Origin of the sequence: Bradyrhizobium sp. AZCC 2262, from assembly GCF_036924535.1 — a bacterium.
Classification (GTDB): domain Bacteria; phylum Pseudomonadota; class Alphaproteobacteria; order Rhizobiales; family Xanthobacteraceae; genus Bradyrhizobium.
The window spans coordinates 2,824,053-2,847,933 of the sequence record NZ_JAZHRT010000001.1 but is presented as its reverse complement, the minus strand read 5'-3'; the positions used below and the strand labels follow the sequence as shown (position 1 = coordinate 2,847,933).

At 60.4% G+C, this 23,881-nt stretch carries 20 protein-coding genes and 1 pseudogene; 3 read left to right on the top strand and 18 right to left on the bottom strand.

The window, feature by feature from the left end:
* Positions 1-44: 44 nt before the first annotated feature.
* Positions 45-2,333 (bottom strand): arylsulfatase, encoded by a 2,289-nt coding sequence (locus V1283_RS13310; protein ID WP_334386934.1) that lies wholly within the window; start codon positions 2,331-2,333, stop codon positions 45-47.
* Between the two features lie 139 nt (positions 2,334-2,472).
* Between V1283_RS13310 and V1283_RS13305 the strand changes: the two genes are divergently transcribed.
* Positions 2,473-3,147, top strand: a complete 675-nt coding sequence (locus V1283_RS13305; protein ID WP_334386933.1) for a TetR/AcrR family transcriptional regulator — start codon at positions 2,473-2,475, stop codon at positions 3,145-3,147.
* Between the two features lie 95 nt (positions 3,148-3,242).
* On the opposite strand, the gene V1283_RS13300 is transcribed toward V1283_RS13305, so the two are convergent.
* From V1283_RS13300 to V1283_RS13260, 9 genes are all read right to left on the bottom strand, one after another.
* Positions 3,243-3,962 (bottom strand): ABC transporter ATP-binding protein, encoded by a 720-nt coding sequence (locus V1283_RS13300; RefSeq protein WP_334386932.1) that lies wholly within the window; start codon positions 3,960-3,962, stop codon positions 3,243-3,245.
* On the bottom strand, positions 3,959-4,726 hold the full coding sequence (locus V1283_RS13295) for an ABC transporter ATP-binding protein (RefSeq protein WP_334386931.1): 768 nt from the start codon (positions 4,724-4,726) through the stop codon (positions 3,959-3,961). Before V1283_RS13295 ends, V1283_RS13300 begins: the two co-directional genes overlap by 4 nt.
* Entirely contained in the window at positions 4,716-5,699 is a 984-nt protein-coding gene (locus tag V1283_RS13290) for a branched-chain amino acid ABC transporter permease (RefSeq protein WP_334386930.1), read from the bottom strand. The genes V1283_RS13295 and V1283_RS13290 overlap by 11 nt, the downstream gene beginning before the upstream one ends.
* Positions 5,699-6,562 (bottom strand): branched-chain amino acid ABC transporter permease, encoded by an 864-nt coding sequence (locus V1283_RS13285; RefSeq protein ID WP_334386929.1) that lies wholly within the window; start codon positions 6,560-6,562, stop codon positions 5,699-5,701. The genes V1283_RS13290 and V1283_RS13285 overlap by 1 nt, the downstream gene beginning before the upstream one ends.
* Positions 6,563-6,646: 84 nt before the next feature.
* A complete protein-coding gene (locus tag V1283_RS13280; RefSeq protein WP_334386928.1) occupies positions 6,647-7,903 on the bottom strand; it encodes an ABC transporter substrate-binding protein in 1,257 nt (418 codons plus the stop codon).
* A gap of 1,407 nt (positions 7,904-9,310) precedes the next feature.
* Positions 9,311-9,793 carry a PepSY domain-containing protein gene (locus tag V1283_RS13275; RefSeq protein ID WP_334386927.1) on the bottom strand — a complete coding sequence of 161 codons (483 nt, stop codon included), beginning with the start codon at positions 9,791-9,793 and terminating at the stop codon, positions 9,311-9,313.
* Between the two features lie 466 nt (positions 9,794-10,259).
* A complete protein-coding gene (locus tag V1283_RS13270; RefSeq protein ID WP_334386926.1) occupies positions 10,260-11,147 on the bottom strand; it encodes a thiamine pyrophosphate-dependent enzyme in 888 nt (295 codons plus the stop codon).
* A 126-nt stretch (positions 11,148-11,273) separates the two neighbouring features.
* Positions 11,274-12,971, bottom strand: a complete 1,698-nt coding sequence (locus V1283_RS13265) for a 2-oxoacid:acceptor oxidoreductase family protein (RefSeq protein ID WP_334386925.1) — start codon at positions 12,969-12,971, stop codon at positions 11,274-11,276.
* Positions 12,972-12,995: 24 nt separating this feature from the next.
* A complete protein-coding gene (locus V1283_RS13260) occupies positions 12,996-13,550 on the bottom strand; it encodes a flavodoxin domain-containing protein (RefSeq protein WP_334386924.1) in 555 nt (184 codons plus the stop codon).
* A gap of 172 nt (positions 13,551-13,722) precedes the next feature.
* Here V1283_RS13260 and V1283_RS13255 point away from each other — a divergent pair.
* A pseudogene (locus tag V1283_RS13255) lies at positions 13,723-13,860 on the top strand (helix-turn-helix domain-containing protein); the annotation flags it as partial.
* A gap of 167 nt (positions 13,861-14,027) precedes the next feature.
* Complete coding sequence (locus V1283_RS13250; RefSeq protein ID WP_334386923.1) at positions 14,028-14,366, top strand: LysR substrate-binding domain-containing protein; 339 nt, start codon at positions 14,028-14,030, stop codon at positions 14,364-14,366.
* A 54-nt stretch (positions 14,367-14,420) separates the two neighbouring features.
* On the opposite strand, the gene V1283_RS13245 is transcribed toward V1283_RS13250, so the two are convergent.
* The 8 genes from V1283_RS13245 to V1283_RS13210 all read right to left on the bottom strand — a co-directional run bounded on the left by V1283_RS13245 (position 14,421) and on the right by V1283_RS13210 (position 23,875).
* Positions 14,421-15,131, bottom strand: a complete 711-nt coding sequence (locus tag V1283_RS13245) for a sensor histidine kinase (protein WP_334386922.1) — start codon at positions 15,129-15,131, stop codon at positions 14,421-14,423.
* 121 nt (positions 15,132-15,252) lie between these two features.
* Positions 15,253-15,378 (bottom strand): hypothetical protein, encoded by a 126-nt coding sequence (locus tag V1283_RS13240; RefSeq protein ID WP_334386921.1) that lies wholly within the window; start codon positions 15,376-15,378, stop codon positions 15,253-15,255.
* Positions 15,379-16,394: 1,016 nt separating this feature from the next.
* On the bottom strand, positions 16,395-17,870 hold the full coding sequence (locus V1283_RS13235; RefSeq protein ID WP_334386920.1) for a catalase: 1,476 nt from the start codon (positions 17,868-17,870) through the stop codon (positions 16,395-16,397).
* 174 nt (positions 17,871-18,044) lie between these two features.
* Complete coding sequence (locus V1283_RS13230) at positions 18,045-18,623, bottom strand: NADPH-dependent FMN reductase (protein WP_334386919.1); 579 nt, start codon at positions 18,621-18,623, stop codon at positions 18,045-18,047.
* An 88-nt stretch (positions 18,624-18,711) separates the two neighbouring features.
* A complete protein-coding gene (locus V1283_RS13225) occupies positions 18,712-20,004 on the bottom strand; it encodes a c-type cytochrome (RefSeq protein WP_334386918.1) in 1,293 nt (430 codons plus the stop codon).
* The gene (locus tag V1283_RS13220) at positions 20,001-22,151 is read right to left on the bottom strand and encodes a xanthine dehydrogenase family protein molybdopterin-binding subunit (RefSeq protein WP_334386917.1); all 2,151 of its coding nucleotides are present in this window, start codon (positions 22,149-22,151) and stop codon (positions 20,001-20,003) included. Before V1283_RS13220 ends, V1283_RS13225 begins: the two co-directional genes overlap by 4 nt.
* Positions 22,148-22,600, bottom strand: coding sequence for a (2Fe-2S)-binding protein (locus V1283_RS13215; RefSeq protein ID WP_334386916.1), 453 nt, complete (start codon positions 22,598-22,600; stop codon positions 22,148-22,150). The genes V1283_RS13220 and V1283_RS13215 overlap by 4 nt, the downstream gene beginning before the upstream one ends.
* Positions 22,601-22,648: 48 nt before the next feature.
* Positions 22,649-23,875, bottom strand: coding sequence for a CaiB/BaiF CoA transferase family protein (locus V1283_RS13210; protein WP_334386915.1), 1,227 nt, complete (start codon positions 23,873-23,875; stop codon positions 22,649-22,651).
* Positions 23,876-23,881 lie beyond the last annotated feature (6 nt).

The window sequence follows — 23,881 nt, the reverse complement described above, 5'->3', positions numbered from 1 at the left end:
AATGGATTGCTTCGTCGCAAGGGCTCCTCGCAATGACGGGGGACTTACTGCCGCGCCATCTCCGCCGCACCAACGCCCTCGCCGTCGAGCTTCTGGTCGTCATGCATGTCGACCGTCACCTTCAGCAATTGCCCGGTGAATTCGAACGGCGCCTCGTAGTGCGAGACCGGGCTGGAACGATCGCGGCCGATGTCGAGGCCGGACCACGAGATGAAGTTATTGAAGGCAGACTGGGTCTGGATCGAACCGGCCGCCTCGCCGTCGATCAGGAGCGTATAGGCCGTCACGCCGGTGCGGGAGCCCTTGGCCGGCGGCTCCTCGCGCACCAGGCGCTCGACATGCACGCCGAGCCGGTGTGCGCCTGCGGGCACCTTGCGGTTCGAGCTCACGATCTCATGGCCGCCGCCGATATTGAGGTCGTGCACCAGCAAGCCGTCCTTGATGTAGAGGCTGTAGCCTGACGTCGCATCGCCGTGGGCGATCAGCACGCCCCTGGCGCCCTGCTCGCCGATCTCGACATGGGCCTCGATGGTGTAGCTGCGGCTGCGTACGTCGGGTGCGACATCGGTCGGCACGTGTCCCATGCCGACGTGAAAGGTGAACTTGTTGCGTGCGCCGTGGAAGCGCGCGGCGTTTTCCGCAAAGCGCGGGCCGAACCGGTCGTCGAGCGGCAGCACATTGTGCTTCTCGGCCTCGCTCCACCACAGTTTTATCATTTCAGCCAAACGCTCGGGCTGCTTTTCGGCGAGATCGTCGGTTTCCGAAAAATCCTTCGCCAAGTGAAACAGCTCCCATTTGTCGTTCTCGAACGGCGTGCCTGAGGGATGGAAGGAAACCACCTTCCAGCCGTCCTGCCAGATCCCGCGATGCCCGAACATCTCGAAATATTGCGGCGAAGACTTTGACGGCGCGGCTGGATCGGCAATCGAGCGCGCAAAGCTCTCGCCTTCAATCGGCATCTGCGCGACGCCGCCGATTTCGGCCGGCGGCGCGATGCCGATCAGGTCGAGCAAGGTCGGCGTCAGGTCGCAGGCGTGAACGAATTGGTGGCGCACCTCGCCTTTGGCGGCGATTTTCTTCGGCCAGGTCATGACGAAGGGATCGCGGATGCCGCCGCCATGAGTGTTCTGCTTGTAGCGGCGCAGCGGCGTGTTCGAGGCCATTGCCCAGCCGTGCGGAAAGTTACTGTGCGAATCCGGTCCCCCGATGTCGTCGATCCGGCGCAGCTTTTCCGCGATCGGTTCGGGCCGGAAATTATACGGGCCCATCGCGTTGACGAAGCCAAACGGCCCGCCCTCTTGGCTCGCGCCATTATCCGACAGGATCAGGATCAGCGTATTGTCGCGGATGCCGGCCGTGTCGAGAAAGCCGATCAGCCGCGCCAGATGCTGGTCGGCATGGTCGAGCATGCCGGCGAAGGCGGCCTGCAATCGCGTGAACACGCGCTTTTCGTCGGCGCTGTGCTCTTCCCATGCCTTCACGCCGTCATTGCGTGCGGGCAATCGGGTTTCCTGCGGCACGATGCCCATCGCCTTCTGCCGCGCCATCCGCTGCTCGCGCTCGACGTCCCAGCCATGGGCGAACGTCTCGTCATAGCTCTTGATGATGTCGGCTGGCGCCTGATGCGGCGCGTGGCAGGCGCCGAGCGCGACCCAGGTCAGCCACGGGAGATCGGGCCGGTCTGCGGTGTGATCGGCGATGAAGCGGATCGACTGGTCGATCAGGTCGGACGTCAGGTGATAGCCATCCGCATACGTCCCGGGTGCGTCGATATGGGTGTTGTCGGAAACGAGCTCCGGCGCGAACTGATCGGTTTCGGCATCGAGGAAGCCATAGAATCGATCAAAGCCGCGGCCGAGCGGCCAGCCGTCGAACGGCCCGGTGGCGCCGCTTTCGGTCAAAGGCGTGACATGCCATTTGCCGACCATGTAGTTGCGGTAGCCGTGCGGCCGCAGTATTTCCGCCAGCGTCCCCGCCTCGCGCGCGATCTTGCCGCGATAGCCGGGATAGCCGCTATCGAAATTGGCGAGACAGCCGACGCCGACCGAATGATGGTTGCGCCCGGTGAGCAGCGCCGCGCGCGTCGTCGAGCACATCGCCGTGGTGTGGAAGCCCGAATAGCGCAGGCCTTCGGCGGCGAGCCTGTCAATGGTCGGCGTCCTGATCGCCGAGCCGTAGCAGCCGAAATCGGAAAAGCCGACATCGTCGAACAAGACGACCAGGATGTTCGGCGCGCCTGCCGGCGGCTTCGGCGCTGACGGCCACCAGGGTTTTGAACCGGCCACCGTCTTGCCGATCGTGCCGCCGAACGGTTTTGCGCTGCCTGCCGCCATGCTTTCCTCCCGCTTTTTGGAGCGACCGCGGTTGACCCACGGGTTCGCCGGGGTTCAAGGCAACGCGCCGCCTGCGCATTGCCAAAAACCATAATCCGAATTACCATTATGATTATTTCAGACGGAGACGCAAGTTCCGATGCAGCGGCCGCCCGAACTCGATCTCCCCGGCGTGACCCCGTCACGGCAACAGCGCAGCCGCGAGACCACCGCCGCGCTGCTTCAGGCCGGCGCGGAGATGTTGCGCACCCACAGCCTCGCGGAATTGTCGATCGAGGCGCTGTGCCGGCAGGTCGGCGCCACCGTCGGCGCGTTCTACAGCCGGTTTGAGAGCAAGGACGCCTATTTCAATGCGCTGATGGCGCTTGCGGCGCGTGATGGCGAAAGCAGGCTGTCGCGGATGAAGGACGACAAGCGGCTGGCGGATACCGATCTCGCCGAGCTCAGCCGTCTCCTCGTCCGCGGGACCACCGGCTGGATCCGCAACCATGAAGGCGTGCTGCGCGCAGCACTTCAGCACGACGACACGAGGCCGGACCGCTGGTCCACCTTCAAGGGGCTGGCCCGCGCCAATGTGGCAGGCGCCACGCCGATCCTGCTCGGCGCCATGGGCCGGGGCAACAAGGCGGCGAAGACACGCGCCATCGCCTTCGGCTTTCAGGTCGTGCTGGGAACGCTGGTCAACGCCATCCTCAACGATCCCGGGCCGCTATCCATTCACGACCAGGAAATGGAAGAGCGGCTCGGCAATTGCCTGCTGCTGTTGCTGCAGGCGGAGATGGCCGAAAACGATTCACGCAAGCGCAAACGTTAGTTCGCAGGATGGGTAGAGCGCAGCGAAACCGATCAACCGCCGTCGCGGCAACAATGATAGGTTTCGCTTCGCTCTACCCATCCTACATTCTTCCCTCACCCGGTCCCGAGATAAGCTTTCTGCACCTGCGGATCCTGGGCCAGCGCCGCGGCGGTGCCAGACAAGACGCTCTTGCCAACCTGCAACACCGTCGCAAAGTCCGAGACTTCCAGCGCCAGTTCGATCGACTGCTCGGCAAGCAGGATCGTCAGCCCTTCCCCATGCAGCCGTCCAAAAGTCTCGTACATGGACTCCACGACCGCGGGCGCGAGCCCGAGCGACGGTTCGTCCAGCATCAGGAGTTTTGGATCGCTCATCAGAGCGCGTCCGACCGCCAGCATCTGTCGCTCGCCGCCGGACATGGTGCCCGCCCGCTGGCTGCGGCGCTCCTTCAATTTCGGAAACACCTCATAGACGCGTTCCAGCAGCGTCGCCGCACGCGCCTTGTCGCGCAGCGGCGTCGCGCCGAGCAGCAGATTGTTTTCTACGCTCTGCTGCACGAACAGCCGCCAGCCTTCCGGCGACAGCGCGAGCCCCTTGCGCACGATCGCAAACGCGCTCTGGCCGCCGATCTCCTCGCCATTGAAGCGGATCGACCCGGCATGCACGGGGATGAGACCCGCGATCGCATTGAGCACCGTGGTCTTGCCGCCACCATTGGAGCCGAGCAACGCCACCACACTGCCCTTCGGCACCTGGAGCGACACGTCGGAGACGCCGATCAGGTCGCCGTAGCGAACTTCGAGATTCTCGATGCGGAGCAAGTGCTCGCTCATGTCGCCGGTCCGCCCATCAACTCGATCGGCGTATGGCCCGCGGCCGCCTTGGCGGCGCGGGTGCCGAGATAGGCCGCGATGACGGCAGGATTGGCCGTGACCTCGCGCGGGCTGCCGCGGGCGATCTCCTTGCCCTGGTGGAACACCACCACCCGGCTCGCCAGCGACATGATGACTTCCATGATGTGCTCGACAATGACGAGCGTGATGCCGGAGCGGTGGATGTCGCGCACCAGGTCGATCGCGAGCTTCACCTCCTGCTGGGTAAGGCCGGCCATGGCTTCGTCGAGCAGAAGCACTTTTGGTTCAGTCGCCAGCGCACGCGCGATCTCCAGCCGCTTGCGGCCGGGCGTGCCGAGCGATCGCGCCGGTGCGTCCGCCAGCCGGCTCATTCCGACGCGCTCCAGCACGGCGCGCGCCCTGGTCTCGGCCTGTGCGCGATGCGGCGTACGCAGGAACGCGCCGATCATCACATTCTCCAACACCGTCATGCCTTCGAAGGTCTGCGGCACCTGGAAGGTGCGTGCCAGGCCGAGCCGCGCCCTCGCCTCCGGCGTCATGCCGGTGATGTCATGGCCTTCGAACAGCACCTTGCCCGAGGTCGAAACGAGATCGCCAGTGAGGCAATTGAAGAAGGTCGACTTGCCGGCGCCGTTCGGCCCGATCAGGCCGAGGATGTCGCCCTGCTCCAGCGTCACGCTGGCTGCATCGACCGCCTTGAAGCTGCCGAAGGCCTTTGTGACGTCGCGCGCTTCAAGGAGCATGTGAGGCTCCTTTCGCTACAGCGGCAGGCTTGCGCCTGGCCCACAGCCGGTTGATCAAGGCCAGAATGCCGCCCGGCTGGAACCGGGCGATGATCACGATGATGGCGCCGTAAACGACGAACGTAAGGCCCGCGCCCTTGCCGCCGAGCAGATTGTTGGAAATCTCCTCCAGCGGCACCAGGATCGCCGCTCCCACCAGCGGCCCGAATAACAGACCGGCGCCGCCCAGCGCCGCCATGATCAGCATTTTCACCGAGATCAGGATACCGAGGCCGGACTCGGGATCGATGAACCCGAACATCATCGAATAGAGCGCCCCGGCGACGCTGGTGAGGCCAGCACTGAGCATGAACGCATAAAGCTTGGTGCGGCTTGCGGGCGCGCCCAGCGAACGCGCGGCGCGCTCGGAATCCTTGATCGCACGCAGATAAAATCCCATCCGGCTGTTGGTCATCCACCAGGTGATGCCGAGCGTGATGAGGAGAACGCCCAGGAACAGGTAGTAATAAGGCAGCGCCGAGATGAAGGAGAGATCGAACACGGTACGCGGCACGGTCGGGCCGCTGAGGCCGACGGCGGCGCCGAGAACTTCCACGTTGGTAACGATCAGGCGCGCGAGTTCGGCGACCGCAATCGTCGCCATGCTGAAATAATGCCCGGACAGGCGCAGCGTCGGCACGCCGATCACGGCGGCGATCAGGACGGCGGCGGCGATGCCGACGGGAATGCCGACCAGAGGTGGCAGCCCGAAATGCGAATAAGCCGCCATCGAGGCATAGGCACCGCAGCCGAAGAACACGACATGCCCGACCGACACCTGCCCGGCATAGCCGCCGATGATATTCCAGGCTGAAGCCGCAATCGCGTAGAGCAGGATCAGCGCGCCGAGCCGCTGCTGGAATGGCGTCGTGAACACCAGCGGATAGAGGATGATGAGCGCGAGCGCGACCGTAGGCCAGATGAAACGCCGCATCACATCTTGCCCATCAGGCCTTGTGGCCGGAACCAGAGAAAACACAGGAACAGCGAATACACCACGATGTCCTTGTAGACCGCGCCGATCCAGTAAGCCGAAACGGATTCGATCACGCCGATCAGAAGCCCGGCCACCAGCGCGCCGGGCACGCTGCCGAAACCGCCCAGCGACACCGTGACGAAGGCGACGATGCCGAGCGTCTCGCCGACAGTCGGTGCGACATAGAAGAACGTCGCGATTAGCGCGCCAGCCAGCCCGGTGGCGCCGGCGGCAATCGCCCAGGCAATCGCCTGCATGCTGTCGGGACGGATGCCCATCAACTGTGCCGCGGTGGCGTCCTCGGCGACCGCAAGCATCTTCGAGCCGAGTGACGTTCGCGTCAGCAAGAGATGCAGCCCCAGCGTCACCAGCAGCGCCACCACCCCGGCCAGCAGGCGCGACGCCTGCAACTTGATGCCGAGCACGTCATAGGTGCCGCCGACCAGATTTTCCGGCAGTGTCAGGAAGTTGGCGCCGAAACCCCAGAACACGGAGTAACGCAGCAGCAGCGCGAGTCCGAAGGTGCCGAGAATCTGGGCCAGCATCGGCCCCTTCATCACGCTGCGGATCAGACCGAAATAGACTGTTATGCCGAGCGTCGCCAGAACCAGCGCCGCTACCGGCGCGCCGACGAACGGTCCGACGCCGAGCACCGTCCACACCACGAACGCGACATACATGCCGAGCATGACGAAATCGCCGTGGGCAAAGTTGACGATGTTCATCATGCCCCAGATCAAGGTGAGGCCGGACGAGAACAGCGCGTAGACCGCGCCGAGCAACAGCCCGCCGACGATCACCTGAACGAGAATGGAGGACATGACAGCGACTTGCGGTTTGCATCAGCGATGGCGGGCGCAGCGAAATCAAAAAGGGCGAGACTGACGCCCCGCCCTTGAGACGCGCTACCAGCCCTTGTAGGGAAAGACGGGCGCCGTCTTGGCCAGTTGCTTCGGCCAGACCGGAACGTAGTTCTCGCCGTCCTGCAGCTGGATCACCAGTCCCGCGGCAAGCACGTTCTGGCCCTTGTCGTCGAACTTCACGCCCTTGTAGCCCATGATCAACTGATCGGGCTTGAGGTCGGTGGCCTTCAGCGCCGCCTGGATCTTGGCGGGATCGGTCGAGCCGGCGCGGTCGATCGCCTCGACCAGCACGAAGAAGCCCTGCATCTGGCGCGCCGCCGTGTCGTCGAGATCGTCCCCACCGCTCTTCTTCTTGTAGATCTCGTTGATCAGGAAGGTCGGCGACCCCGCGGCACCAATCGCAAAGGAGGAGCGATTGAAGATGCCCTGAATCTGCTTTCCGACGGCCTTGAGCGTCGAGGGATCGGAGAAGCCGGCATTGTCGGCGATCATCATCGGCGGCTTGTAGTCCAGCGCCTGGAACGTCTTGGCGTAGAGGATGGCGTCCGACGTGTAGCTGATCATGATCACCACATCCGGCTTCTTTTCCTTGAGCTGCAGCACCTGGCTCTGCACGTCGGTGGTGTTGGCCGAATAGGCGATGTCCTGGGCGACGGGGAGCCCGTTCTCCTTGAACAGGCCAGTGATGACGTTCGCAACCGAGGTGCCGTATTCGGTGTTTTCGTGCACAAGGGCGATGTTGTCGACCTTCTGTCCGCCCGCCTTCATCTCCTTGAGGAAGTCGAGATAGATTTTGGCGAAATCTCCGGCCACCGGCGTTGTCCGGAAGAACCATTTGAAACCGCGCTCGGTGAGATTGGCTGCGACCGACTCGCCGTTCACAAAGGGAATGCTGTATTTCTCGGCAATGGCGCTAGCGGTCAGCGTGATACCGGACTGATAGGCGCCAGTCAGCGCAACCACTTTCTCCTCGGTGATCAGGCGAAGCGCCTGGTTCTGCCCGGTGGCGGGGCTGCCCTGGTTATCGGCGAAGACCACTTCGACCTTGGCGCCGCCGAGGCCCTTGAGGCCTGCATTCTTCGTCACCGGCAGATTGCCGAGCGCAGGATTGCCACTGTTGATGATCTCGACCGCGGTTTCGATCGCCGCCTTGCCGTGCACGCCGGCGCTGGCCGCGTTGCCGCTCAAGGGAAAGATCGCGCCGATCTTGACCGTCTTGTCCTGAGCCGCGGCCGCGCTTGCCAGCGCAACCGAGATCGCAGCGGCGGAAAGCAGCCCTATGACATGATTCAATTTCATTTGAAAATCTCCCCCAATGCCGGGCTTCTTTGAGCCCTGGATATGCGGCCGGCTTAACAGCCACCGCTATCTTGTTGTTCTTTAGGCATTCAGCATTGCATGGCCGATTGGTATCGGCAAGTTGCCGCCCAGGGCAGCACAGCTCTCGCGACAGACGGCAGAAAATCAAAAGCCGTGCTTGCGATTTAATCGGGCGCCTGCCGTGCATCCGGCTCGCCCGCGTCGACAAGGTTTTACCGCAAACCAAAGCCGCAACAGCCGAACTTGCCGCAATCGAATGTCGGTGCCCTCGCCGCTATGCGCACGGCCCCCAAGCAGACAAACGGCACCGGCCCAAGCCGGCCCTTAGCCCGAAAATGCCCCTCCTTCCGCGCTTGCCAAGGCCCGGACCGAGCGAGTAGAACGACGCACCAGCGAAAGCGGTGATTTGCAAAATCCCGCTCCAGCCGATTGCCCGGACATCCATATAAGCCATTGATGTCATTGAGCAATTCTTGGGGAATGGTGTAACGGTAGCACAACAGCTTTTGTGCTAAGCCTTTGAAATCTCTCACCTGGTTTTGCAAACTCCCTATATTTTGATCCGGCTATTTCCGGCCACTTCTGAGACGTTTGCAAAACTCCTGCCGTGGCCCATCGCAGCACGCTCGCCGCGACCCTACGTCCGACGTATCGGTCACGCCGCATTTTAGTCCCGCGTTGCCCAGCGGGGTGGACCGAGAGTCCCAGTTCGTTGCGATTTCAATGCGGCGTTCTCGGCGAGAACGCCTCGCTGCAGCACTCGGATCTTTTGGTGCGCGTGCGGGGGGCTGGGTGAGCGGTCGGAGGTTCGAGTCAGTGGTCCGCTACATCGCTCACACTACCTTGGGGGTCCTGCCTTCTTTTTGGCGGACAGCGTAACTCGCTACGCGGCATCTTCAAATTTACCAAGAACCGCCGTTCGTGCGCTACCAGCGTACGTTTGAGCTATCCGCTTAGTAGGTTTAAATCCCAACCGTCTCAAATTGTTGTTCGAGATAGCCGCGTGAAAAGCGGCAGAAGGCGGCACGCACCTAAGCGTCGTATTCAGCTTGGAAGTCGGGAAATTCCGCAATCCGTGCAAGGGCCATTCCGACATTTTGCAGCCTTCCGGATGATTGAGACCATTAGGGAATTTCTCTTTGTCGGAATGGCGACTACCACCCTTCGGCCCGATCCATCACGAGCCAGCTTTGGGTAGCTCCGGCAAACGAGAGGCAAAATTGATCCGCCTTTTGAATAGAGCGCAATGGCCGCTTTGCGCCAGAAGCCGCCGTTCTGATAGGACGCGACCCGAGTCTGTTCGACTGCGACGCGCGATACGTGCTTTGTCACCCGTGGATTCACTAATCGCCCAAACCTTGGCAGATTCATTGAGTGTCGGTTCCGTCAATGCTCCTTTGAACGACGTGGAAACGTTTCTAGGTTGTTGGCGCTGGGCGGCTCGAGCATAACCTGCCTGAGGTTGGTGCCCGACAGAACCACGATCACAAAGTTCAGCTTGCCAGCTTCGCTCATCAGTCCGCCACTGAGCGCCTTTCCTGACGTGTTTTCCTCAGCTACAGAGACTGCATCTGCAAGCTCGTGCCGGACAGATTGCATGGCTATCAAGTTGAGGCGATCCTCCAGGTTCAACTCACTCATGGGTAATACTATAGCATTGCCTGCAACCTGTCCTGTCCTAGCGTCGATCGTATCTTCCCAGACACGGTCCTCCCGAAACGCCTTGACGCGATAAACGGGTGAGCCGGAGCCGCCATCAAAGCTGACATCCACGATCCTCGAACCGGGATGAAGGCTGCCGGCTATCTTCAGCGCCTGGCGCAGTGATACTTCCGCGCCTCGGAACAACTCAAGTTCACGGCTTATCACCTCGTCGGTAAGTCCACCGCCATTTGCATCCTGTTCCTGGCCGCGTTGACGCTTTCCGACATGGCGCCGGCGTAGGCGGGTGTACAGATCAGCAGCAATAGTAGGGCTACGAATGGTTGTTTCTTTGACATTGGCACGCTCATTTAGATCGTCCAGGACGGTTAGTTGAGGAGCAGCGCTGGCAGGATAATACCGTTGTAGCCGTAAAAGAACCTCGTGTTGACATCCGAGCGTTGCACTTTATCACCGCGGCCTTGCAGGAGATGATTCAAAGGAAACGGCGTTGAGCCACGCACTCACTCCACGAGCATCTTTTATAAGATCGAGTGGAGCAATCTACTGATCCCGCGTATCGCGCGATGTGCTCCTGGCTGCCCCAGTATTAACCGCAGGCATAATGCGATCCGATCGTATCTAAAGGACGATATTGTCGGTGTGACGATGATGCCGCCGCGTTGGATTTCACTCACGCCAGTTCCTTCCAGTACTTGCTCACATCATACCTCCTCACCTCCTCCACGCAGGTCGTTTCCACGCCTTGCCGCGGAATTAGCCGGTCATAGAAGTGCGGAATGTCTCCGCGTTGATAAAGAATGCCACAGGCGATGCGATCCTGAACCTGCGTAGCGAGCGCCTTCGCCTGCTGCAGGTTGCTCGGGTCGTGACCATCGGCATTTGCATCGAAGTACTTGTTCAGCAGATATTCGTGCGTCGCGAAGTGATTGTAAGTCGGACACGCCTGCAGCATCTCGACAAAGGCAAAGCCGCGGTGCTGAATCGCGGCCTTGAGAATGCGGGTCATCAACTTGATGTCACCGCTAAAGCCACGAGCAACGAAGGTGGGATTGAGCGAGAAGATCAACTCCATGCTGGCCAACGTATGCTCGGGAATCCCGTTGGGACTTGTGTTCATCGACTGGCCCTGCGGCGTGAGCGAACTCGCCTGCCCGGTCGTCAGCCCGTAGTTCGTATTGTTGTGCAGGACAAATGTGATGGGATAATTGCTCCTCACGCCATGGATCAAATGCCCGATACCCTCCGAGAAGGTCGCGCCGTCCCCGGCGAAGGCGATGACCGGAATCCTCATGTTTGCAAGCTTCGCGCCTGCTGCAAACGGGATGACGCGGCCATGGAGCCCATGGAAGCGGTAGCCCTCGATCTTGTCAGATCCGTTGCCGTTACAACCGACATCGTAGCAAAGGCAAACCTGCCATGGATGCAAATTCAGTTCTACCAGCGCATACTTCACGGCCGTCCAAATGCCATAGTTGCCGCAGCCGTCACACCAGATGCATTTGGTTTCCGAATAGTATTCGGAAAGAGCGGGCGGGCGGGTCTGCAGAGCGACATTCATGACGGGGTACCTGCACGCACGCGATCGGGAACATTCTGTTCGCCTTCAGAAGCGCTCGCGCATCTCTCCATGACCGATGCAAGAAGTTCATCGTAGAAAAACGGCCGGCCGTCGTACTTGAGAATTCTATCCGGGATATCCATGCCGCATTCCATCCTGATGAGCATGCCCAACTGCCCCTGATAGTTCTGCTCCACCAGGACGATGCGTTTCGACCGCATGGCCAATCTCCGAAGTTCGTCGGTGCGGAGCGGCCAGAGATAGGTGTAGTGCAAATAAGCGATCTTCCGCGCCTCGCAGTTCGTCGCTGCACATCACGTCTTGCAATACGTCGCCGGTGCTCCCCCAGCCGATCGCGAGCAACTCGATTTCGTCGCCTGTATCCATCCAGTCGGTGGTCGTTGCGCTGCGACCGCAGATACTCAAATGAGGCGCGGGAAACCCGGCTTTTAATCCGTGGAACTTCTTCAATCGCTTTTCCATTTGCGACTTGGTGTTGAGGCTGGACTCATCCACCGCGCCCATGGAATTGTGTTCGTCGCCCTGGGCGCAATAGGTCGCCGCCTCGCTGCCGGGAAGCCATCGCAACGAAACGCCGCTCTTGGCGTGCGGATCAAATCGATCAGACGATTTCAGCAATTTCAGCTTTTCGGGATCGACGACGAGCCTGCCACGATCAATTTCGGCCGTTTCCAGGTCGTAAGGCTGTTGCGTGTAGAGCGCCTCGGCGATCTGCTTGTCGGTGAGGACAATGACACTGATTTGATACTGCTCGGCCAGATTGAATGCGACCGGCATCAAATCGAAGGCATCCTGGCTGTTGCTGACCGAGATTACGCAGCGCGTGAATTCACCGGCAGAGCAGTTCGCGGCCTGCAACAGACCGCTTTGAGCCGTCCAGGTCGGCAGGCCCGTCGCCGGACCCGGCCGTTGCGCCAACACAAACACCGTCGGGTTCTCGATCATGGCATTCAGCGACAGTGTCTCGCTCATGAGATCGAATCCGACACCGGAGGTGGCGGTGAGCGCGCGGGTTCCCATGTACATCGCCCCACTCACGATCTGCGCGGCCGTGATTTCGTCTTCTGCCTGCTTGACCACCATATGAGTCTTGTTTTCGAGCTCGGCAACGAATGACAACAGAGGGCTTGAGGGCGTCATCGGGTAGCCGGCATAGAGCCGCACCCCCGCGTGAACCGCGCCGAGCCCCATTGCTTGACTGCCGGTAATCAAGAGGTGGCCGGCGAAATCCGTGTCAGGCGGCGGCAACGCGACGGAGATCCTCCCCTGCTCCGGATCGACAAAGGAAAATCCCTCATCGATGCATCGCATGTTGAGTTCGAGTAGCGCTTTCTTCTTCGCGAACTTCTCTCCGACGAGAGACTTGAGGGCATCGAGGTCCTGGTCCAGCATGGACCAGACAAAGGCGGTCAGCAGCACGTTCGACAGGATTGCTCTTGCGCCAAGCCGATCAAGAATGTCATCAACTGGGAAATAGATGACGCGAAGACTTCGCTCCGCGATGAGTTTTTGATGGTGCTCCGGAAACTGCCACCCGGGCGTCACGTGCAGAACGATCCCCCCCGGTTTAAGTTCCTCCATATTCAGTTCGAGTCCGTGGTGATTGAGTGCGATAAGCACATTCACCTTGGTTTCGGTGCTGCGGATGCGTTGATTCGAGATGTCCAGCTGATAGCTCGCGTGCCCGCCCTTGATGAGAGAGGGATACTCGCGGTAGCCGAACACGCAATATCCGGATCTTTTGAGACCTTTGGCGATAATCGCGCCAATGGAGTTTACTCCCTGTCCGGACGCGCCGACCATTTTTAGGGATATCCGGGGCATCGCCTAACACCGATCTATCTGCGTCGAAGCGTCCACCAACTGTTTGCCCCAAACTCTTACCGACTCCTCCTGACCGTAGGGTTCATCCGTGATTTTGAGCGTTGGAACAATGAGCCGGCCATGATGGACCTTGACGTAGCGCTCCAAATGATCCGCCGCTCGCGCCGTGTAGAGGTATCGATGGTCTCCAAGTCCGATGCACGCACACGGTTTTCCGGCCAAATCCAGAGTCTTCGCCGTGTCATCATGGAGCAGAACCCACATGTGTGGATTCAGCTGCCCCTCGACGCTCCCTGTATTCCAGGTCGACGAGGCGAGCAGGAGAACATCTCCGCTCAGCAAATCCAGTGGCTTCATCTTCTCGGCCCTCGTTGCCTCGATCTCCCAGCCTGGGGTGATGCTCCTCAAGGAATCGGTCAAAGCATCCACTACGTACTCCGTGTGACCACTCGTCGAGGCAAAGACGATATGGAGAACTCGACGCTGAACGAGGTGCGGCGCGGCATTCGCGGTTTTGTTCACGAGTTTACCTCCGCTTGCACCCTTGACCGGCTTCATTTGCCGCGCTCTCGATATGCGGACTTGGTCAGCGTTTGAGCGCGACGACCGTACCGCCAATACTTGTCTCGATATTGAATGAGAGTGCCGTCGGTGGAATGGTTGTGCTTCTAACTCCACTTTTTGAGAAAGACGACGCTTTCGTCCCCGTTGGAGCAGTCGCGAACTAAAGATGGAAAACGTGAGGTCCGCCGAGTATCTTTCGGTCTTCGTTGAAGTCTGCCGCCTTGGCAGCTTCTCGGCCGTTGCGCGCCGGCGGTCCGTGACGCACTCCTCGATCGTACGACAGATCGACGCGCTCGAAGCGGGTTTGGGCGTGCCGCTATCGACCCGTTCTACCCGCGCGTTGGTATCAACCAGTGCTGGTGAATTGGTATTGTGGCGGGCGCAACCGACGAAGCTGGCCCCGCATGAGATGCGAATGGTCGCAAGCCGCATTATCTCGACAGATCTGGCCGTCCGAATTCAATCGCAGCATTGGCAGACCATCGCTTGCTCGGTAAGATGCATTGCTCGGATGCGCTGGGCTGGTCCCGTGTGCTTGGAAAATCGAACCAACAGCTCACCGGTGTCCGGGATGTGTTCCGATGCGACGACTTCGAAGCACTACGAGGGGCAGCGTTGTCCGGTTTTGGCATTGCGCTTTTGCCAAGCTGGGTCGTCGGGCAGGACATAGCGGCTAGCTCATTGAGACGTCTGCTGGAGACAGCGGTTGACGCAGGTGGCGAAACGGGTGGAATTTATGTGCTGAGGGCGCTTGCAGAACCTCCCGCAAAGGTGACAGCGTTCATTGCTTCGTTGCGAAACATAGTTTGATTGCCGCCGATCTGGGATAGGGTCAACGATACAGCGGTGGGGGCCCCGACTGACCTACCCTGACGCCTCCAACCGCCGAGGGCGGCGCAACTTCCTCCGCTTCAACTGAACAACATGAGTAGCGCCTGCGGCACGTTGCTCCGCCTCGGTCAATGAGAAGGTCAGAAGGAAAGATGCCCCTTCGGCGCTGCGAGACGCATGAACACGCCCGCCCAAACTGCCGGTCAACTCTTCGACGATCGTTAGCTCTCGGGCGCGCCGGATGAGATCAGGTGCCGAGCCGTTGTCAGAGACCCCGCACTTTACGACGTTGCCAGCAAGCATCAACTTCACTAGCGCTTCTGGATGTCTGTCGTCAAATTGTGCATGTCGTCCTACATTGGTCAGCAGTTCGGAGACAATCAACCCGAGCTTCCAGCAACGCTCCCCTTCAAGCATCAGATCTTCCGCTGAAAACGAGACTCGTATACCCAGGCGGTCCATCCGATATTTTGTCATGGAGAAGCTGAGCCGCTGAAGGTACGTCGCGGCATTGCTGAGGCACTTCCGATCCGGCATTCGCAGCGCCCGGTGAACATCGGCGCATTGATGCAGGAGGTCAACGACGTCGAGAAGCGCGCTCTTGACCGCCACGCTATCCGACTGCATCGCTTTGACTGAAGCCGTGCATATGACACAAGTGAGGTCGTTATTTATTCGGTGGTTCAATTCGCGAAGAAACAATGATCCATCGGGATTCGGCAATTGTGCGATTTGCTCTGTCATTTCGTGCTCCAAGGATCGTTCTCTCTCGTCAAAAATGACACCAAGCGTTCGCCACGATTTCGTTCGGGTCGCAATGCCATTCCCGACAGCTCGCGCAATGAATCGCTTCGGACGTGAGCATTCATAGCTCGACGCCGCGACGCTCCAATTCGGCTTCGATCGCGTCAAAGAGGATCTCGGCTGGTATCACTGCAAGATTGGTCCAGAGGATGACCGAAGCGCGCGCGGCGATTAGGTATTCGGTCATGCAAGACTGCTCCTAATGCGAGAACTCGGTTAGCTCGCGTGCGTTAATTGAACGCGACGCCAAATAGAAGCCGGATTTTCGACTCCTCTTGATACAGCAGACGATAACGGATGCACTTCGGACGATCTTGTACGTAGCTGATTTAGTTAGATGGTTGATGCGCACTTCCGCGTGTACCCAGCAGAACTCTGTCATCTTTCCAATTCCTGTCGATTGAGCGCGCTTCAATTCAAGGGCGATGACGACGCAGTTCGCCTGGGTGGCCTAACCTTTGCGCTTATTTGACCCCTATCAACCCACCCAAATTGGCAACAGCCCCGCCAATTTCTGTTCGCCGATTTGTAAGGGGCCCCCTGGCCATGCGCCACAGTCGAGCGGTCCTTGCTACGCCGCGTTTGATTTGCAGGGTTGAGTGATTGATAGGAGCTGGCGGTCTGTCTTGCCTCGGCAGGGCCACAGCTTCAACAGTCGACCGATCCGGCGCTTTGTCAGACAGTAGCGGAATCGACGATGGGATCGTCGGGGGGCCATGATAAACGGGAGGTGTAATGGTTAGCTGACTGGTATCCAGAATGATCTTCTCCGGCCATTTGTGCGCAGACTTGATCCGGATGACCGCTCTATCGAGGGCGATCGACTGATCAGGGAACATCGCCGGCGGCTTTGGCAGAAGCCAGCCGAGGATGAACAACAAGACCGTAAGCGTGCCTCCGACGAAGATAAGGTAGCGAGCTAGAGGCAACGCTCATCGCTCCGGAAAATCGAGCAATTTCGATTCACCTGCTCGCTCGACGAAGGCGCGGGAGTGACGGACGCTGGTCTTACTTTGATCAGGAACGCAACGAAGCACAGCACCCCGATGGCGAATGTCGTTAGGCTCAATACGCCCCTCATATCAGCTCCTGTGCCTTTCCATTTCGCGGCGATGCCGCCGACCCCACTCCTTGACACGTCGCGTCGCGACGATCCGACAGGAACGGTACGGTGGGTGGTGACCGACGGCGCGGAGGGCGGGCCTACTCCGCCGCGATCACGTTCGATTTCAAATCGATGCCCAGCGCCTTCGCGACGCCCGCGCCGTAAGCCGGATCTGCCTTGGCGCAGTTGGCGGCATGGCGCTCCTGAATGTGCCTTGCAGCGGCGCCGACCTGGCGAGCCGTGTTGTCGAACAGCATTTGCTGCTGGGCAGGAGCCATCTTGCGAAAAAGGTTACCTGGCTGCTGGTAGTGATCATCGTCGACACGATGGTCCCAGTGCGCGGCCGCGCCTTCGAGCACCAGCGGCGGCTCGCTAAGCTGCGGCTGGTCGATCCACTCGCCCCGGCTATTGGGGAAGTAGGTGGGAGTTCCGCCGAGATTGCCGTCAGTGCGCATGGCGCCGTCGCGATGATAGCTGTGGGACGGGCATTTCGGTGCGTTGACGGGGATGTGGTGGTGATTGACACCCAGCCGATAGCGCTGCGCATCTCCGTAGGAGAAGAGCCGGCCCTGCAGCATCTTATCCGGTGAGTAGCCGATGCCCGGCACGATGTTGGCAGGGGAAAACGCTGCCTGTTCGACTTCGGCGAAGACGTTTTCGGGGTTCCGGTTGAGTTCGAAATAACCGACCTCGATCAGCGGAAAGTCACCCTTTGGCCATACCTTGGTCAGGTCGAAAGGATTGAATGGGAATGCCTTCGCCTGCGCGTCCGTCATCACCTGGATGAACAGAGTCCAGCGCGGGAAGTTGCCGGCCTCGATATTTTCGAACAAATCGCGCTGATGGCTCTCGCGATCCTTGCCGACGAGGGCCTCGGCTTCAGCGTCCGTCAGATTCTGGATGCCCTGCTGGGTACGGAAGTGGAATTTGACCCAGATGCGCTCGTTTGCGGCATTAAGAAAGCTGTACGCGTGGCTGCCGAAGCCATGCATGTGACGCAAGCTTTTCGGAATGCCGCGATCGCTCATGACGATCGTGACTTGGTGCAGCGCTTCAGGCAGCAGCGTCCAAAAGTCCCAGTTGTTGTCGGCGCTACGCATGCCGGTGCGCGGATCGCGCTTGATGGCATGATTGAGGTCGGGAAAGCGCAGCGGATCGCGGAAGAAAAACACCGGCGTGTTGTTGCCGACGGCATCCCAGTTGCCCTCTTCAGTATAGAACTTCAGGGCAAAGCCGCGGATATCGCGCTCGGCGTCAGCGGCGCCGCGCTCGCCCGCGACGGTCGAGAAGCGGGCGAACATCGGGGTCTGCTTGCCGATCTCGGAGAAAATCCTGGCCTTGGTGTAGCGCGTGATGTCGTGCGTGACGGTGAAGGTGCCGTGGGCGCCGGAGCCCTTGGCGTGCATGCGGCGCTCGGGGATCACTTCGCGGGCGAAATGGGCAAGCTTCTCGATCAGCCAGACATCCTGCAGCAGCCCCGGACCGCGCGGCCCCGCGGTCTGAATGTTGAAATTGTCTGTGACCGGGGTGCCCGATGCATGGGCCAACGGCGGTCGTTTGGATTGGTCGTTCATGACGAGGCTCCGGTGGAAAGAGTTGGGCGTGCCGGGTGCTCAATGCTTCATCGAGAATGAGAGCTGTCCTGTTGAGCTCGAACAGCTTCGCAAAGCCTGCATTCAATATGTCTTCTCGCTGCCAGGCGCGATTGAACGCTGCTGCGGAATTAACGAGAATCGTGCTCAAAACTGTCATCGATGGCTATGAGATCGGAACGTCGCGGCCCAATTCGCAAACGCCTGCATGAAGTCCTGCAGGAATTTGCGAGTACCATCGTTGATGAGCTTGCCGTGTTCATCGAACAGCTTGTCGGCATGACCGACGTAGGCTTCGGGCTGCTGCATGGTCGGCACGTTCAGAAACACGAGCGACTGCCTGAGATGATGATTGGCGCCGAAGGCCCCTATCGCGCTCGGCGAGCCGCTGACGATCGCAGCGGGCTTGCAGTCCCAGACGCTTCTTCCATAGGGTCTGGAACCAACATCCAGTGCATTCTTGAGGACCGCCGGCACCGACCGATTATATTCAGGCGTAACGAACAGCACTGCATCAGCGGCCTTGACGCGTTGACGGAACGCAGTCCATGGCGCGGGCGGAGGGTCGATCAACCGCTCAAGGTCTTGATTGTAGAAAGGCAGTTGCCCGATCTCGACGACCTCGGGTTTCATAGACGATGGCGCCACCGACATCAGTGCATTTGCCAGCATCCCGCTGAACGACGACTTCCGCAGGCTTCCAACCAACACGCACACATTCGTCGGCTTATCCACGATCATTCTCCATCACGATGTTTCCGTTCGAAGCGCATTCGGCTCGTTTCATTCATAAGTTTAAAACCCGGTAAGGCAGCAATCGGCCTCAATTGCGAGAGGCACGAACGGCGGCCGCCGTGACGTTGCCTCGCCTGCCGCTGAAATGCCCGATGACGTAGTTGCTGACCGCGGCGATCTCTTCGTCGGAATATGCGCCGGCGAATGGAGGCATCGTGTTGTGGCCACCAAGCGATCCGATCTTGATGCCTTCAAGTACGGCGCGGACAACATTTGTGCCGGCGGGGTCGTTCACGCTGCGAGAGCCGCGAAGTCCTGCACTGTCGGTCTGCTGACCATTGCCGTCCCAACCGTGGCAGCTCACGCACGCCGAAGCAAATACCTGGAAGCCGGCACTCTCGTCGTGGTCCGCTCCAGGCGACCACGCCTTGGCGCCGTTCAACGTGCCCGGATCATGGACGACCCGGGCGGCGAGTTCGGATCGTTGTGCCGGAATGGTCCTCAGATATCGGGTCAACGCTGCGATGTCTTCGGAGGAGAGATGACGAAGACTGAGATCGATCGCTTCTCCCATTCCTCCTCCGGCGCTGCCGCGCCCCGGCGCGTGCCCTAAAGACAGATACTGCTCTATTTCTGCGTCGGACCAAGCGCCTATGCCGGTTTCACTGTCAGAAGTGATGTTGTAGGCCTTCCACCCGTCGACGACCGCTCCGGCGTATTTCCTGCCGCTCTTCAACGCGAACATCCGATTGCGGGGGGTGTGGCATTCGCCGCAGTGCGCGAGCGCCTCAGCAAGATACGATCCGCGATTCCATGCTGCGTCGTGGGCCGCAGAAGGCTCCCATGGTCGGGTCGGCACAAACAGGAGCTTCCAGGCTCTCAGCACGTACCGCTGGTTGAATGGGAAGACGAGCGTGTTGTCGGTATTTCGCAGCGACACCGGTCGCACAGTTGAAAGGTAGGCACGGATGGCAAGGACGTCGTCGGTCGAAAGAAGGGCGTACGACGTGTACGGGAAGGCAGGATAGAGATCCTCTCCATTCCTCCCGATCCCCCTATGCAGGGCCCTCACGAATTCCGCGTCGCTCCATTGGCCAATCCCTGTTTTCCGGTCCGGCGTGATGTTGGTCGAATAGATCGTTCCAAACGGAAGTTTGAAGGCGCGCCCGCCGGCAAACGGTTGGCCGCCGGGAGCGGTGTGGCAGGCGGCACAATCGGCTGCTTTTGTCAGATACTCCCCTTTCGCGACGAGTGCAGATCCAGTTGGTTGCGCGTGCGTAGCCTGGACCGCTTCGATCGAGGCGGGCCAAAAGAAAAAGCATGCGGCCGAAATCGCGGCGACGACACCGAGAGCGCATACGGTGATAAGGATTCGCTTCATGCGTTCCCCCGTTTGGAAAGCAGTCTCCGATCGATCGGCAGCCGACGGATGCGGACACCGGTCGCTGCGAAGATTGCATTGCCGAGCGCCGGGGCCGCAGACACCGTTCCCACCTCGCCGAGGCCGCCGGGGTTCTCGTTGCTTTCCATAAGGTGAACCTCGATCGGCGGCGTCTCGTTGATGCGAAGTTGTCTATAGTCGTTGAAGTTACCCTGTTCGACCCGTCCTTCGCTGAAGTTAATGCCGTTGAACAGGGAGGCAGACAGTCCGAAAAGGACGCCTCCCTCGATCTGCGCTCGAATGGTGTCGGGATTGATCTGGATACCGCAGTCGACGGCTGCCACGATCTTCTCCAGCGAAATTTCGCCCGAGGGAGCCACGGCGACTTCGACGACGACGGCGGCGTAGGTTCCAAAATTCTGATGCAGTGATACCCCGCGCCCGGACCTCGGTTCCGGCGACCTGCTCCAGCCGGCGGCGTCGGCAACCTTGTTCAGGACTGCCATTGCGCGCGGATTGCCGCCGAGCAATGCGCGCCTGTAAGCAATCGGATCCTGTCCTGCGGCATGCGCCAGCTCGTCCAGGAAGCTCTCGACGACGAACACATTGTGCGTAGGGCCGACGCCGCGCCACCAGTTCAACTTGACCGGCGGATCGTGCCTTATCCAATCGACCCGAATAACTGGTAACGCATAGGGGCTGTCCCAGGCCCCTTCGACGGCATCCTTGTCGAGCTTTCCTTCCGGCCAACCGCCTTCGTCGAAGTAGCGTCTGACCGTTCCCGACGTGGTGCGGTGGGTCCAGACCGAGGGTCGCCCATGTTCGTCCAAACCTGCTGCGAGCCTGTCGAGATAGCAGGGGCGGAAGCGATCGTGCCGGATATCCTGCTCGCGCGTCCAAATGATCTTCAGAGGGTAAGGGACCTGCTTGGCGAAACGGACGGCCTGCTCGATCGTATCCGCCTGAAGCCTTCGCCCAAATCCGCCTCCGACGAGATGATTGCGCAAGGTCACCTTATCGACCGGAAGTCCGGTGATCCTGGCCGCATGCTTCTGGGCCACCACGGGCGTCTGTGTGCCGACCCAGATGTCGCAGCCGTCAGGCCGAACATGGACGGTCGTATTGATCGGCTCCATCGTTGCGTGAGCCAGAAATGGAAGCTCGTATTCAGCTGTCACTCGCTTCTTTGCATTCTTGAGCCTGGCCTCGACGTCGCCGCGTTCGAGCGCCTTGATCGGCGTCCCCTCACCGGCCGCTTTCGCGACCTCGGCCCGGATCGACGCAGTGGTAAGCTTTGCGTTCGGTCCCAGATCCCAATCGACATTCAGTGCTTCGACACCGGCACGGGCGGCCCAATAGTGTTCGCCGACGACTGCGACCGCGTCGTCGATGCGCAGGACATCGATTACGCCAGGGATCGTCCGCGCATCGGTTTCGTCGACCGATCTGATCTTGCCTCCGTCGACGGGGCTCATCACCACAGCCGCAGTCTTCATTCCGTCAACCGTCACGTCGATCCCGTAGACGGCGCTTCCGTTCACCTTCGCCGGCGTATCGATGCGAGGTTGGGATTTGCCGATGATCTTGAAATCTCCGGGCGACTTGAGCTTCGAACGTTCGGGTATCGGCAGGGTCGCAGCCAATTCAGCGACCTCTCCGTATCTTAGCACGCGGCCCGTCGACAAATGCAGGACCGTGCCGTCCTTCGTGGAGCATTCGTCCGAATGCACTCCCCAGGTCTGCGCCGCCGCGGCCGCGAGCATGGATCGCGCAGCGGCTCCCGCCTGCCGCAGAGGGGTCCAAAATCCCCGGATCGAGGTAGACCCGCCCGTCAACTGGGCCTTGAAGAGAGGCTGCGCGTAAAGCGATGCGTCGGGCGGAGCGGCAATCGCAACGATCTGATCGAGACGTACGTCGAGTTCCTCGGCCAACAAAGCCGCTTCCGCGGTGTAGATGCCCTGACCCATCTCGACGCTCGGCATCACCAGCGATATGCCTCCCTCCTGCGAGATGCGGACGAAACCGCCGATTGCGCTCAGACCTGTCGCTTCGGACGTCGCGGCTCTGGCTCTGGCGCTACAGGCGAAGGCGACCATGAGGCCGCCTACGATCAACTTGCGACGGGAAATCGACAGGTGCCCGGTCATGTGCGGGAGGCCGACTTGATCGCGGCGCGTATGCGGACGTAGGTCGCGCAACGGCAGATGTTTCCGGCCATTGCAGCATCGATTTCAGCATCATCGGGACAAGGATTTCGCTCGATAAGAGCCGCCGCGCTCATGATCTGACCCGACTGGCAGTAGCCGCATTGGACCACCTCCAGTTCGAGCCATGCCTCTTGGATCCTGCGCCCGCTCTCCTTTTGCGCGATGCCCTCGATCGTCGTCACTTCGCGAGAGCCGACATTTGCCGCCGGCAACATGCAGGATCGAACGGGACGACCGTCCACATGTACGGTACAAGCGCCGCATTGCGCGATTCCGCATCCGAATTTGGTGCCCTTAAGGTTCAGAAGGTCGCGCAGAACCCAGAGTAATGGCATGTCATCGGGAGCCTGCACGGCATAGCCGCGCCCGTTGATGTTGAGCGATATCATCTGTCCTCTCCGTCGATGCGGATGGAGCATTGCGACAGCGTTGTCGTGCTAGGCCGCATGTTCCTTTGGCTTACGAATGGCACCGCTCGCACGCAAACCATCGATCTCGGTCGCGCTGAATCCGAGTTGCCGGAGGACCTCGTCGTTGTGCTCTCCGATCTTCGGGGCGCGCTGCGCCGGCACTTTGGCGACGCCGTGCACCTGAAGCGGGCTCGAGATGGTGGATGTCAGCTTGCCGCCGGCACCATTGAGCGGAACGATGATGTCGTTCGCCTGGAGCTGGGGATCTTTGATCACCTCTTGCGGCCCACGCACGGCTCCGAACGTCACGTGAACGCCGTTGAAGACCTCGTACCAATGCGCCATCGGCTCGCCACAGAATATCTTGTCGAGGATCGCCGTGAGCTCCGGCATATTCGCCACCAGCTTGGCGGGATCGGAGAAACGCGGATCAGTCAGAAGGTCCGGGCGGCCGATAGCCTTGGCGACGGCTGCCAGTTTGTCGGGCGTGATGAGGAGAACGAACCAGGTGTCATCCTTGGCGCGCCAGACGTTCATTGCCGCATTCACAGGGTTCTTGCGATCGTGCAGTCCGAAGAATTTCGCACCGCACAGCGCGGCCTGGATCGAGACGCTGGCGGACCACACGCCTTCGGCAAGAAGGGAGGTCGTGACGTGCGCACCCTCCCCCGTGCGCTCGCGGCGATACAAGGCAGTGACGATCGCCGAATAGAGTCCGACGGCGGTGGCGTTATCGCCGCTGCCGGCCACCGGCCAGGTTGGCGGCGCACCGGCATCGCGCGTCATCGACAGCAGCCCGCTGCGTGCCCAATATGACGTAATGTCGAAGCCGGGGAGATTCGCGTCGGGGCCCTTGTCGCCGAAACCGGTGATGTCGGCATAGATCAGTCGCGAATTCCACAGCACCACATCCTGATATTCGAGCTTCAATCGTGCGCGTGCCGGGTGCGGCGTGTTGACGATGAGCACGTCAGCCCACTTGACGAGTTTTTCAAGGACCTGATGTGCGCTCGGGGATTTCAGATCAAGAGCGATGCCGCGCTTGTTGCGATTGGCGAGGTGCCAGGGATAGGCATCCTCGGCGACCGGCTGCGGCGGCAGGTGGTTCGCAATTCGCCACAGGTCGCCCTTCGGCGGCTCGACTTTGATGACGTCGGCACCGAAGTCGGACAGAATCACGGCAGCGCTCGGGCCGGCGATAAAGCTAGCGAGATCCACCACCTTGAGTCCAGAAAAGATGTTGGCGTTCGGCATATTGGT